We start from the raw sequence: 13,127 nt of genomic DNA, 5'->3' as shown, positions 1-13,127 counted from the left end.
AATAACATGAAAACTAAATTAAACTCTTATCCAGAGCGGTAGAGGGACTGGCCCTTTGAAACCCGGCAACCTACAATTATTGTAAGGTGCTAACCTGTGGCAGGAATTGACTTCCTGATCGATGAGAGCGAAGGTATTGTAAATAATAGCCTTCTCTCTATTCCGCGCGCAATTGGCAAAATAGGGAGAAGGCTTTTTTGTTGGCATGCATTCATATGTATGTCACATAAAGCGTGAACAAAAAGGAGCAAGTCAAAATAAGTTCGCATTTTTTGCAAAGCCATACTTCGCGATGGACGAGAAAAAAGGAGGAAACAAGAATGGCAAGAAACCGTCATTTATTTACGTCAGAATCTGTTTCTGATGGACACCCAGACAAAATTGCAGACCAAATTTCAGATGCAATTTTAGATGCAATTTTAACAAAGGATGCCGATGCTCGTGTTGCTTGTGAAACGACAGTAACGACAGGATTGGTACTCGTAGCAGGAGAAATTACAACGTCCACCTATGTGGATATTCCGAAAATTGTACGCGATACGATTAAAGAAATTGGCTATACACGTGCAAAATATGGCTTTGACGCAGAGACATGTGCTGTTTTAACGGCGATTGATGAGCAGTCACCAGATATAGCGCAAGGGGTCGACGTCGCATTAGAATCACGCGATGGCTCGGATGATGCAGCAATTGACGCGATTGGAGCAGGGGATCAAGGCTTAATGTTCGGCTTTGCAACGGATGAAACCGAAGAATTGATGCCACTTCCAATTTCACTTGCTCATGCGCTAGCTCGAAAAATTGCAGAATTACGCAAAAATAACACGCTTACGTATCTACGTCCTGATGCTAAGACACAAGTGACCGTGGAATATGATGATAATAATCAACCAATTCGTGTCGATACGATTGTTATTTCGACACAGCATCATCCAGATATTTCACAAGAGCAAATTGCGACAGACTTGCATAAATTGGTGATTGAAGAAGTCATTGATCCAGCGCTTCTAGATGATGAAACGAAATATTTTATTAATCCAACTGGGCGTTTTGTTATCGGCGGACCTCAAGGAGATGCGGGTTTAACGGGTCGTAAAATCATCGTGGACACATATGGCGGCTATGCGCGGCATGGTGGCGGTGCATTTTCCGGTAAGGATCCAACAAAAGTCGATCGTTCTGGCGCTTATGCCGCACGTTACGTTGCTAAAAACATCGTTGCAGCAGGTCTCGCTAAAAAAGCAGAAGTGCAATTAGCTTATGCTATCGGCGTTGCCCATCCTGTATCGATTTCGATTGATACGTATGGTACAAGCGAATATAGCGAACAAGACTTAATCAACGCTGTCAATAAATTTTTCGATCTACGTCCAGCAGGTATTATTAAAATGCTTGATCTACGTCGTCCAATTTATCGTCAAACTGCGGCATTCGGTCATTTTGGAAGATTAGATTTAGATCTACCGTGGGAAAAAGTGGACAAAGCGCCACAAATGAAAGAATTTTTATTGCAAACTGCGACTATAAAATAAATGTAGAAAAACTAGCACTGGGGCTACCTTTGCTAGTTTTTCTACATTTTTGCGTCATTTTTAATAAAAAAACCTTGATTTAGACACAAAAAATACACACACTTATGAATCATTATGTAATATAATAATTAAGTTACTTAACGAAAGGAGTTTTCATCATGAAAACAAAATTATTAGCAGCTTCAGCAATTGCAGCATCACTTATTCTCGTAGCAGGTTGCGGAAATAGCGATGCAAGCGATACGAAAAAAGAGGAAAAAACAGAAACAACAGCAAAAACAGAAACAAAACACGAAGATCACTTAGACTATCATGATCAAAAATCGTGGCAATTTGAAGCAGGCGACACACAGTCCCCAATCAACATTGAAACAACAAAAACAGAACCAATGAAAGACACAGGGGCAATTGAATTAAATTACAATCAAAAAGTGACCGATGAAGTAGATAACGGCCATAGTATCCAAGTGGATGACGGCGGACAAGCGACTATCAACGGACGCAAATTTGAATTAAATCAATTCCATTTTCACGCAGAAAGTGAGCATACAGTGGATGGCAAACATTATCCAATCGAAGCCCATTTTGTAAATGAAAATCAAGATAGCCGTCTAGCAGTTATCGGCGTTTTCTTTAAAGAAGGTAAAGCAAATCCAGCCTTCCAAAGCATTTTAAACAATGTTAAAAAAGGCGAAAAAACAACAGTTAGCGAGCCAATTGACGTAGCAGCATTACTTCCAACAAACAAAACATATTATCACTACCTAGGTTCTTTAACAACACCACCGTTATCTGAAAATGTAGAGTGGTATGTTATGGCTACTCCAGTAGAAGTTTCAAAAGAACAAATTGCAGAATTCAACAAATACTATGATGGTAACAATCGTAAAGTTCAACCACTTCATGACCGTCCAGTATTGAAACATACGGAAAATTAAAAAGCACCCAGTGGCCGCCAAACGCTTATCTCCTTCGTTAAAAGCTGTGTTCCGATGCTCATGTACTTTAGTACATTCCGCGTAGGTACTCGCTTTTGCCTAGGAGCTAAGCATTTGGCGGCCCTTTGTGGTTTTGTAATGGATTTTTAGATGTACATAAAATACGATTTTTTTTTGCAAGAGACTTAGAAATAGGTTAGAAGGAAGTCGAATCATGATAAAATTGCAATATCATTGATTATTTTTGAGATAGGACGAATCCCATTTTTTTTGGTAAGACGTAAATTTTGCTTCAAACAAATCGAGCGAAAGCGTTTGTATTCAAGAGGTTTGGTGGAAGCTGGAAGCGGAGCATACTGGTGTATGTGAGAACCGGAAGTCCGCCAAACCTCTTGAATGCGAAAGCTTGCCGCCGATTTATCGGGGTTATACACCAATTCTAACCGTCTTTTTTTGCGGGATGCTGTTCAAACAAACCCTATTTATGATATGATAGACGTTGTTGAAAAAGAGAACTTAAATAGTTGAAAATAGAGGAGAAATGTGACGATGTGTGGATTTATTGGATGCGTGCATGACCGCATTGCTGAGATTACTGGCGAAGAGAAACAAACATTTAAAGAAATGAATGACATGATTACTCACCGTGGCCCGGATGATGAGGGTTATTTTACGGATGAACATGTTCAGTTTGGTTTCCGTCGCTTAAGTATTATTGATGTAGAGAATGGTCATCAGCCGCTGACGTATGAAAATGAACGGTATTGGATAATTTTTAATGGTGAAATTTATAATTACGTGGAACTGCGCGAAAACTTAGTGAACGAAGGCATGACATTTGAGACGAGCAGTGATACGGAAGTTATTATTGCTACATATGCCAAATACAAGGAAAAAACGGCGGAACAATTGCGCGGTATGTTTGGTTTTGTTATTTGGGATAAGCAAGAAGAGAAAATTTACGGTGCCCGCGATCCGTTTGGTATCAAGCCATTTTTCTATGCTGAAGAGGATGGAAAACTTTACATGGGATCAGAGAAGAAATCAATCTTGCACGCTCTTAAATCCACAAAATTGGATGAAGTATCTTTGCAAAATTATATGACTTTCCAATTCGTCCCAGAGCCTGATTCGTTAACGCAAGGTATTAAACGCTTAGAACCGGGACATTATTTCACTAAAAATCTAGGTGAGTCCATGAAGATTAGCCAATATTGGAAAGCAAAATTCCAACCAGTGGCTAAATCTGAGGACACGTTCATTAAAGAGATTCGCGATGTGATGTATGACTCTGTAAAAATGCATATGCGCAGTGACGTGCCAGTCGGTTCGTTCTTGTCTGGCGGTATCGATTCCTCGATTATTGCGGCGATTGCAAAAGAATACCATCCAGCGATTAAAACTTTTTCTGTTGGCTTTGAGCGCGATGGTTTTAGTGAAGTCGACGTTGCGAAAGAAACCGCTGAAAAACTTGGCGTTGAAAACATTAGCTACATTATTACACCGCAAGAATATATGGATGAATTGCCGAAAATTGTTTGGCATATGGATGACCCGTTGGCAGATCCAGCTGCGATTCCATTGTATTTCCTATCTCGCGAGGCGCGTAAGCACGTGACTGTAGCTTTATCAGGAGAGGGCGCGGATGAGCTTTTTGGTGGATATAATATCTATAACGAGCCGAATTCCCTATCTATGTTTAACAAGATGCCAGGAGCTTTGAAATCGATGCTACGCGGTGTTGCGAACGTCATGCCAGAAGGAATGCGCGGTAAGAGTTTCTTAGAACGCGGAACAACGCCGATGGAAGAACGTTATATTGGTAACGCGAAGATGTTTACAGAAGCTGAGAAGAAAATTTTGCTACCGAAATATCAATCAGGACACGATTATACAAAAATTACAGATCCGTTATACGCTGAAACAGTTGGTTACAATCCAGTGGAACGGATGCAATATATCGATATTCATACGTGGATGCGTGGCGATATCTTATTGAAAGCAGACCGTATGACGATGGCTAATTCACTTGAAGTTCGAGTACCTTTCTTGGATAAAGAAGTATTCCGAGTGGCCAAAGACGTTCCTGCATCGCTTAAAACAACGAATGGTACGACGAAATACGTCTTGCGTAAAGCAGCAGAATCCTTCGTGCCAGAACATGTTCTAAATCGTCGTAAACTTGGATTTCCAGTGCCGATTCGCCATTGGTTGAAAGATGAGATGAATCAGTGGGTTAAAGATATTATTCGCGATTCACCAACAGACGATTTAATTAATAAAAAGTATGTCTTACAATTGCTTGAAGATCATTGTGCTGGAAAACAAGACTATAGCCGTAAAATTTGGACGGTTGTTATCTTTATGATTTGGTATGATGTGTATGTAGTAGATAAGTATGATTTTGGAAAGTGATAATATAAACATCAAAGCACTTAATCTTTTTGATTAAGTGCTTTTTTACTACATTTATATAAGGTTTAATTTTTAACAATAAATGCTAGTATTGTTAGCGTCACCATTGCATTAAATCACCCTGTTTATGTATATATTGTGAATTTTTCTCTGAGAGCTTGAATAGTTAGGTTTATGAGGGTATAATGAATTAAGTAAGTGGATATTTACATTTTTAGGAACTTTTAAGGTGAATGAATCTAGACGTGAGAGGAGTTTGTAGTAGGAGTGTACCACATGATTTTTAAGAGCTCTGGATTAAAAAAAGTGATTATTCATTATTCTATAAAATATTTTCTAAATATTCAAAAAACAAAAGGAGTTGAGAATGCTGATTTCTGTGGGGGAACAAGAGAAAGTCTTAGAGAAAGAATACAAATATAGAACAGAGGAGACAGTCTGGTCGCGATTGCTGTTTTTAGCAATTATTGCAGTCTGTAGTGGTTTGATGTTTTACATATGTATTGTTGTTTACACAAACTGGGGAATGATTACAAGTATGCTAATGGCAGTACCATTATTATATACGTTGTTAAAATTATTTTTATCCTTTTTTTATCGTGCGTACCAAGATGATGTGGGCGAAAATAAAAAAGTAAGTGTTATTGTGCCTTCTTATAATGAATCACCAGAAAGTATTACAGATTGCGTACATTCCATTCTAGCTCAGGAGTATACTGTTCACGAGATTATTTTTATAGATGATGGTAGTCCAAATCAAGATGGTTATCAGGCTGCGAAGGAAATATCTCGTTATGTGAATAATAATGCAATGGAGACAGTCATGATTACGCATCGATTTCAAGAAAACCAGGGTAAACGAGAAGCCCAAAAATGGGGTTTTGAGAAAGCAACTGGTGACTTCGTGATGATTATCGATAGTGATAGTTACTTCTTCAAAACAACGATTAAGGAGATTATGAAGCCTTTTGTAAAAGATGATATTTGGGGTGTTACTGGACACGTTAGAGCTCGTAATAAGACTAAAAATATTCTAACGCTTTATCAGGATGCTCTTTATGATCGTGCTTTTTATGTGGGTCGTGGTTCTCAGAGTTTATCTGGCGATGTTCTGGTGTGTTCGGGAGCGTTGACAGTGTTTAGACGGGATTTCATTATCGAAAATTTGGATGATTTTACAAGAACTACCTTTGGAAAGAAAAATTCGATTGGCGATGATCGTAGATTGACGAATATGGCACATGCTGGTGGTGGACGAATTGTTTATCAAGCAACAGCGCAGTGCTTGACGGATGTACCTGATAATCCTAAGCAGTTTTTGAAACAACAAACGAGATGGTCAAAATCGTTCTTTGTCGAAAGTATTCGAGCGTATCAATTTGCTTGGAAAAGGCCGATATTCCTGTTTTGGCTAACTTGTGAACTTGCTTTATGGCTCTATTTTTTAATATCGCTCCTATTTCATCTAGACACGTTACATGAGTACTTTAGCTGGAGATTTTTGTTTTATCAAAGTATTTATATTATGATGATTGGATTTGTATGTAATGCTTACTATGCGAGGCAAAATTTTTGGTCATTTTGCTTATCACCAATCTACATTATTATTCATGCCTTATGGTTAATTCCTGTTAGAATCTATGCATTGTGTACACTAAATAATGCGAAATGGGGAACACGTTAAACTAGAGAGAAAACTATGAATATGCGGGGGACGAGCGGATGAATAATTTCGAACTTTTAAAAGACTATTTAAACAAAAAAGAAGCAGTTATTGCTGTTATGGGACTTGGTTATGTAGGTTTACCATTGGCGATTTCTTTCGCAGAGGCTGGATTCCAAGTTATCGGTTTTGATCCAAGTGAACCAAAAGTGACGCTTGTAAATCAAGGAATGTCGGATATCATGGACATAACGTCGGAGAGGCTTTCGAAGCTAGTTTTGAAAGAACAACTCATAGCGACGACAGATGCGAAAGAATTAGCTCGAGCGGACGCTATCATTATCTGCGTGCCAACACCGCTTACGAAATCATATGAACCAGATACATCGTACATCGTGAGCGCGGTTGACATGATTCGCGAAAATATGACACCAAATACGATCGTTGTGTTAGAGAGCACGACATATCCAGGTACTTCTAAAGAGCTGATCTATGCGCCCATTGAAAAAGATGGTTGGCGTCTGGACGAAGATTTTTACGTATGTTATTCGCCAGAACGAGTGGATCCAGGGAATAAGACATATCAGACCGAAAATACACCAAAAGTATTGGGTGGTATGACGCCAATTTCAATGCAAGTTGGGACGGCTTTGTATGAGCAGGTCATTGATCATGTGGTTCCTGTCGCATCAACAGAGGTTGCTGAAATGAGTAAGCTACTTGAAAATACATTCCGCAGTATTAATATTGCCTTTATTAATGAGATGTCGCTACTATGTGAAAAATTGGATATTGATGTCTGGGAAACCATCGAAGCATCAAGTACAAAACCATTTGGCTTTATGCGCTTCAATCCAGGTCCGGGAATTGGTGGGCACTGTATTCCACTTGACCCAATATACTTGTCTTGGAAAGCAAAAGAAGTGAATTTTTTCAGTCGTTTTATTGAACTTGCGCAAGAAACGAATCATCAGATGCCAGAGCATGTCGTGCATAAAGCGATGACTACTTTAAATAGTAAACAAAAGGCTTTGAGTGGTTCACGTGTTTTGATTTTGGGCATGGCTTATAAAGAAAATATTGATGATCTTCGGGAATCTCCGAGCATAGAAGTATATGAAAATCTCTTGAAAGCTGGGGCTAATGTTGATTTTTGTGATCCGCTAGCAACAAAATATAGAGAAAAAGACGGCACGATTCGCGACACAATTCCGCTTGATTATAGTAGTTTTGCTTTGTATGATTTGGTTATTATACTTACGTGCCATGATCTATTTGATAAGGAACAAATATTAGCGAATAGTTCACTTATTCTAGATACGAAAAATGTGATGCGCGAGTTTGGCTCAGCAAAAGTTGCTCGTTTTGGCGGGGGACCAGTTTTAGTTGCTAGTGAAATGTTAACAGTTTGATACTATAGAAGTAGCCTTAAGAATCGCGAGGCTACTTTTTAGTGTGTAATCGTAGTTGAATGATTTGTCCAGGTTGGATGAATGGCAATATTTGAATCGCGGCTGGATCTAGCTGACCAATGATGTTGCTTTTTGATTCTGCTGGTAAGTTGCGTAGAGCGATTGTAATTTCTCCTTGATAGCGGCCAAATAAGGCGTTATCAATCATGATACTACCTGTTGGACAGGCTCTTGATGGAATTGCTGGGATGTTCAAGTTTGCTAATGCGAGGCGTGATTTTTCTAAGCGAATGAGGTCGCGCGCTGGGTCCATTCGGTTATTGTCAGGCGATAGTAGATGTTGCTGAATTTGTGGGTCAAGATCGTTGTCTAATTGGCAATCAAGGAGTAGTGTGCTATTTTGCTGAAATGCTTGAAACTGGTCTGTTGTGCTAGGTTGCAATGATGGATCTCCAATATAAATGTGGTCAATGCCAAGTGTTTTTAACTCAAGCGCTGCGGCAAATGGGTGGATATCACGGTGTTTTTCGAGTGTAGGTAGACCGGCGTATAATGGTTGGCGTTTTTCCCCATTACCAGGTACGAAAGCGGCGATTTTTAAGCCATACTGGTGTAGAAAATCGTTCGTTTGCTTGAAAAAGGGAATATCCAGGCCTGTGTGTGGTTTTGGGTAGTAGTTATGAAAAGCTTCGACTTGTGAGATATCAACGCCGGCCTGCAACAGTGCGTCTAAAAAGGTTTTATTAATAGTGCTAGCGTTAAGGTAAACCTTGATTTTCGTCGCGAGTTTAGCTATTTCAGCTATGTTTAAGCCATAATCAACACGTAGACCAGTGACGCCTAGCTTGCTAATTTGATCTGCTTGGTCAATGGTGAGATCAAGGTGTGCCAGCGATTCCGCAGAAATATCGAGGATTAATTGCATCTTGTGTGCTTTTGCAGCATTGCCCAGCCGTGTAAGTAGATGGGAATAATGAGCGGGATCTTCTTCTGGGATATGTAAGGAGCTGAAAATAAGCGAGAAACCTTTCTCAGAAGCGCGTTCTATTGTTGTTTCAAAATCGTTGTTTTCAGATAAATAAATGGAAATACCGAACATGTGAACCACCGTATCTTTCTTTTGTTTTATTTTAAGTATACATTTCGTGAAACTTTATTTCAAACAAAAACCAGTTGCCACTTTATTTCGCGGGAACTGGCTTTGTTTTTCTTTTTTCGATAGCGATAACGAAAGGTGGGTTGTTGCGTTGGTTGATAAAGCGATATTCTAAAACGTGAAATTGCTCTTGCGCTAAAGATTCAGCATAATGTAGCACGGCTGATTTCTCTGTTTGACCTTCTGGATGACCGTGGTAAATCACGAGAATAACGATACCTCCAACAGCAAGCAAGGATAGGGCGCTTTCGATTGCCTGAATCGTTGTGTCCGCCAGCGTTGTAATTGTTTTGTCACCACCGGGCAAATAGCCGAGATTAAAAATGGCGGCTTTGATTGATTGATCTGCAAGCAAAGAGGTCATGTTAGCGTGGCTCTCACAAAAAAGTGTGACTTGATCGGCTAGTTGCTTTTCTTTTAAAAGTTCTGTCGTCGCGTCGATGGCTTGTTGCTGAATGTCAAAACTAAAGACGTGACCGTTAATGCCAACAAGTTCTGCTAGAAAGGCCGTATCATGACCATTTCCAGCGGTTGCATCGACGACGATATCGCCAGGCACGAGGAGGCGTGTGAGTAAATCATGACTGAATGGCAAAATGCTTTTTAAGTTCATGCTTCATTACCGACTTTCGCTGTTTTGTAGAACTTTCCTTGCCAACTATCGCGACGGACAAGTTCGGCATCGATGGAATTGAGAACTTCCCATTTATTTAAGCTCCAAATAGGGCCAATGAGGTCTTCTAGAGCGCCGTCACCAGTAATACGATGAATAACCATTTCGGGAGGCAGAATTTCTAACTGATCGCAAACAAGGCTGACATAATCCTCTTTTGTTAAAAACTTCAGTTCGCCGTTTTTGTATTGCTGCACCATTGGCGTGCCTTTGAGTAGGTGTAATAAGTGGATCTTGATTCCTGCAACGCCGCTTTCAACGACTTTTTGCACGGTTTCCATCATCATTTCTGGTGTTTCGCGAGGGAGGCCGTTAATAATATGCGTGCAAACACGGATACCACGCGCGTGTAATTTTTCGACACCGTCCACGTAGCAATCATAGTCATGCGCTCGGTTGATTAACACGCCAGTCTCATTGTGCGCGCTTTGAAGGCCAAGTTCCACCCACAGGTAGATTCGGTCGTTTAACTCGGCTAAATAGTCCACAACATCATCAGGAAGGCAATCTGGACGTGTTGCGATCGAAAGTCCGACGACACCTGGTTCATCCAGCACCGATTCATATTTTTCCCGAAGTTCCGCAACAGGGGCATGTGTATTCGTGAAAGCTTGAAAATACGCCATATATTTGCCATCTTTCCATTTTGTATGCATTTTATCCTTGATTTCATGAAATTGTGTTTTGAGATCATCGACACGATCTCCCGCGAAGTCACCCGACCCAGCAGCACTGCAAAAAGTACAACCACCGTGCGCCACTGTGCCATCACGGTTGGGGCAATCAAAACCACCATCAAGCGCGACTTTGAAAACCTTATAGCCAAAATGTTCTCGCAAGCAGTAATTCCACGTGTGATAGCGTTTATTATCGTTCGTATATTCAAATGGATTCATCTTTTTGTCAAACTCCTTCAAAATTAAAATCTTATCTTTGCTTATTTTATCACATTTTACGTGGTTGCGGTGATTGGGTCATTGTGCTATGATATAAAAATACTTTACTTTGGTAACGTGTTAAATCAACTTGGAGGTAATGGACATGGTGAAAACTAACAAAAAAATGGGATATCTCGTATTAACATCACTTGTTGTAGGAAATATGATTGGATCAGGAATATTCATGTTACCGCGTCAAATGGCAGCAGTGGCAAGCCCGCTCGGCATTATGCTGGCATGGATTTTAACGGGAACTGGCGTATTAATGATCGCGCTCGTATTCGGAAATTTGGCTGTGCGACGACCAGACTTAACAAGTGGTGCGCAAAGCCATGCGTTCGAATTATTCCGAAATCCGAAGCTAAAAAGGCTTGCAGGATTTATCGCAGTATGGAGTTACTGGGTGGCGAACTGGGCAGGAAACGTCTCGATAATCACCTCATTTGCAGGTTATCTATCGGTCTTTTTCCCCGTTTTAAACAGCCGGAAAATCATTTTTACAGCAGGATCGTACGAACTTGGACTTGGACAATTGCTCACATTCTTGATCTGTTCGCTACTCTTATGGGGCGTGTGTTTGATCATTATTCAAGGTGTGAATGGGGCTGGGCGGATTAATTTCGTAGCAACGACCGCTAAAATTGTAGGCTTCTTCCTATTCATTGTCGTTGGTCTGTTTGCCTTCCAATCTGCCATTATGGGCGCGTGGTACCATCCCGTTGTCGACACGAGTGGCTTGGAGCACGGTCTACTATCTCAAGTGAATAGCGCGGCGATCGTGACGTTGTGGGCTTTCATCGGTATCGAATCTGCTATGATGTTCGCAGGTCGTGCCAAATCAGGAAAAACGGTTCGCGCAGCAACAATATCAGGGCTTATTATTTCTGTTTGCCTCTACACCACCATCACGATTTTGGCGTTAGGTTTGATTCCTAAGTCGAAATTATTGCATTCCGCAAGTCCGCTTGCCGATGCGCTCAATGTTGTGACGGGTAGCGGTGGTTCCGCCGTGATGGCGCTCCTAGCTTTGATTTGCCTTTTTGGTTCCGCGGTAGGCTGGATTATGATGAGTTCTGAGGCCCCGTACCAAGCTGCTAAAAACGGCCTTTTCCTGCCATTCCTAGCGAAAACGAATAAAAATGGGACACCGGTTCTTGTGTTGATTTTGACATGTTGCGCGTCGCAGCTCTTTATTTTATCCACGCTTTCAGGCAATATCGCAGCCGCGTACGATTTCGTGGTCAAAGTGTCGACGCTGGCTTTCCTCGTGCAGTATTTCATTTCGCCATTATTCCAGTTGAAACTGACAATAACAGGTGCTACGTACGAAACAAATTCCATTGCTAAACGCTGCTTTGACGGCTTTATTGCGGCACTTGCTCTCACATATGCCTGCTGGATTATCAAAAGTGGAACGGAAGATTGGCGCGTATTTGCCTTGAGTCTAGGTCTGTTTTTCTTAGGATTTTTACTATACCCATTGATGAAATATAAGCCAAGTATGAAATAAAAATAAAGAGCGATTGTGTCTATCATAGAAGGCAGTATAATCATTGCTTTATCCGTTTATTTATGCTATTTTTAAGACATCTTTGTAAATGTGAAAGAAGTGGAGAAATGATAATTTTATATCTTGTTTTGGCTATTATTGCTTTAATGATTATTACAGCTTTTTATGGTAAATTTAATTTCAAAAAACATTGGATTGGCGTTGTTGTCATCATATTGTTACTGGCAGGGACAGCAATATTCTTTCGGCAAACTTTTTTCGTGGCGGGTAGTCCTTATCACGAAATTCATAAAGAAATTGCTTCCACCGACTTGTCATCTGAATCTGTGAATGACATCAAAATCAATCAATTGTTGGATACGGCTACTCAGAAAAAAGACTTTACATCGAAAAAAGTGACGGACAAAAGCTTGCAAAAAGAGATCAAAGTACTAGTTCCGAAGAAGAAGGATACAGCAACATATTGGATTTCGATTGAAGATGCCGATAAAAATCGCGTGATACATATTGAATATGCGAGCGATGCATTAAAAACGAGCCGAGGTATCAAATTCGGTGATTCTGTCGATAAGGTGACGAGCGCGTATGGTTCGGCGTATCGCAACTTGACGAAATCGGATCGTTACGAGCAAGAATTAGTTTACGAAGACCGAGATAATAATATCGAGTTACGCTTTGGTTTTTGGGATGATAAAGTCGAGATGATTTGGTTGACTTCACTTGATAAAGCGCCAATATAGAGGGTTGCTAAAGTATTCGGAATGGGCTACAATAGAACTATTGAAGATAAGACGGGGAGTAGTAGTATTTTAAGTTCATGCGAAGAGAAGTGGCGGTTGGTGCGAGTCACAGATGAACGAAATACGAACTTGCCTTGCCTAGCATAGATG

10 protein-coding genes and 1 riboswitch are annotated in these 13,127 nt (G+C 40.4%); of the genes, 7 read left to right on the top strand and 3 right to left on the bottom strand.

The window, feature by feature from the left end; translation table 11 throughout:
• Positions 1–23: 23 nt before the first annotated feature.
• Positions 24–128, top strand: a riboswitch (SAM riboswitch).
• A 192-nt stretch (positions 129–320) separates the two neighbouring features.
• The 5 genes from metK to UE46_RS10275 all read left to right on the top strand — a co-directional run bounded on the left by metK (position 321) and on the right by UE46_RS10275 (position 7,960).
• Positions 321–1,532, top strand: coding sequence for a methionine adenosyltransferase (metK, locus tag UE46_RS10295; protein ID WP_036061588.1), 1,212 nt, complete (start codon positions 321–323; stop codon positions 1,530–1,532).
• 158 nt (positions 1,533–1,690) lie between these two features.
• A complete protein-coding gene (locus UE46_RS10290; RefSeq protein ID WP_036061587.1) occupies positions 1,691–2,470 on the top strand; it encodes a carbonic anhydrase in 780 nt (259 codons plus the stop codon).
• Positions 2,471–3,019: 549 nt separating this feature from the next.
• Complete coding sequence (gene asnB / locus UE46_RS10285; RefSeq protein ID WP_036061586.1) at positions 3,020–4,885, top strand: asparagine synthase (glutamine-hydrolyzing); 1,866 nt, start codon at positions 3,020–3,022, stop codon at positions 4,883–4,885.
• Positions 4,886–5,252: 367 nt separating this feature from the next.
• Complete coding sequence (locus UE46_RS10280) at positions 5,253–6,569, top strand: glycosyltransferase (protein ID WP_077912558.1); 1,317 nt, start codon at positions 5,253–5,255, stop codon at positions 6,567–6,569.
• Positions 6,570–6,607: 38 nt separating this feature from the next.
• Positions 6,608–7,960, top strand: a complete 1,353-nt coding sequence (locus tag UE46_RS10275) for a nucleotide sugar dehydrogenase (protein ID WP_036061585.1) — start codon at positions 6,608–6,610, stop codon at positions 7,958–7,960.
• 31 nt (positions 7,961–7,991) lie between these two features.
• Here the strand turns inward: UE46_RS10275 and UE46_RS10270 are convergent, their stop codons facing one another.
• The 3 genes from UE46_RS10270 to mnmL form a co-directional block, all read right to left on the bottom strand.
• Entirely contained in the window at positions 7,992–9,059 is a 1,068-nt protein-coding gene (locus tag UE46_RS10270) for a MupG family TIM beta-alpha barrel fold protein (protein ID WP_036061584.1), read from the bottom strand.
• An 82-nt stretch (positions 9,060–9,141) separates the two neighbouring features.
• Complete coding sequence (mnmM, locus tag UE46_RS10265; RefSeq protein WP_118907595.1) at positions 9,142–9,729, bottom strand: tRNA 5-(aminomethyl)-2-thiouridylate-methyltransferase MnmM; 588 nt, start codon at positions 9,727–9,729, stop codon at positions 9,142–9,144.
• On the bottom strand, positions 9,726–10,685 hold the full coding sequence (mnmL, locus tag UE46_RS10260) for a tRNA modification radical SAM protein MnmL/YtqA (protein WP_036061583.1): 960 nt from the start codon (positions 10,683–10,685) through the stop codon (positions 9,726–9,728). The genes mnmM and mnmL overlap by 4 nt, the downstream gene beginning before the upstream one ends.
• A gap of 145 nt (positions 10,686–10,830) precedes the next feature.
• Here mnmL and UE46_RS10255 point away from each other — a divergent pair, with 145 nt between their 5' ends.
• Positions 10,831–12,237, top strand: coding sequence for an amino acid permease (locus UE46_RS10255; protein ID WP_036061582.1), 1,407 nt, complete (start codon positions 10,831–10,833; stop codon positions 12,235–12,237).
• A gap of 107 nt (positions 12,238–12,344) precedes the next feature.
• Positions 12,345–12,977: a hypothetical protein gene (locus tag UE46_RS10250; RefSeq protein WP_118907594.1), complete on the top strand. Its 633-nt coding sequence runs from the start codon at positions 12,345–12,347 to the stop codon at positions 12,975–12,977.
• Positions 12,978–13,127: the final 150 nt, after the last annotated feature.

This window comes from Listeria weihenstephanensis (genome assembly GCF_003534205.1).
GTDB lineage: Bacteria > Bacillota > Bacilli > Lactobacillales > Listeriaceae > Listeria_A > Listeria_A weihenstephanensis.
The sequence above is the reverse complement of the archived record's forward strand: the minus strand, read 5'-3'. Positions and strand labels throughout refer to the sequence as shown.

Excerpts from the sequence above, each read along its gene's own strand:
- metK (WP_036061588.1), top strand. The coding sequence starts at position 321 with ATGGCAAGAAACCGTCATTTATTTACGTCAGAATCTGTTTCTGATGGA.
- UE46_RS10290 (WP_036061587.1), top strand. The coding sequence starts at position 1,691 with ATGAAAACAAAATTATTAGCAGCTTCAGCAATTGCAGCATCACTTATT.
- asnB (WP_036061586.1), top strand. The coding sequence starts at position 3,020 with ATGTGTGGATTTATTGGATGCGTGCATGACCGCATTGCTGAGATTACT.
- UE46_RS10280 (WP_077912558.1), top strand. The coding sequence starts at position 5,253 with ATGCTGATTTCTGTGGGGGAACAAGAGAAAGTCTTAGAGAAAGAATAC.
- UE46_RS10275 (WP_036061585.1), top strand. The coding sequence starts at position 6,608 with ATGAATAATTTCGAACTTTTAAAAGACTATTTAAACAAAAAAGAAGCA.
- UE46_RS10270 (WP_036061584.1), bottom strand. The coding sequence starts at position 9,059 with ATGTTCGGTATTTCCATTTATTTATCTGAAAACAACGATTTTGAAACA.
- mnmM (WP_118907595.1), bottom strand. The coding sequence starts at position 9,729 with ATGAACTTAAAAAGCATTTTGCCATTCAGTCATGATTTACTCACACGC.
- mnmL (WP_036061583.1), bottom strand. The coding sequence starts at position 10,685 with ATGAATCCATTTGAATATACGAACGATAATAAACGCTATCACACGTGG.
- UE46_RS10255 (WP_036061582.1), top strand. The coding sequence starts at position 10,831 with ATGGTGAAAACTAACAAAAAAATGGGATATCTCGTATTAACATCACTT.
- UE46_RS10250 (WP_118907594.1), top strand. The coding sequence starts at position 12,345 with ATGATAATTTTATATCTTGTTTTGGCTATTATTGCTTTAATGATTATT.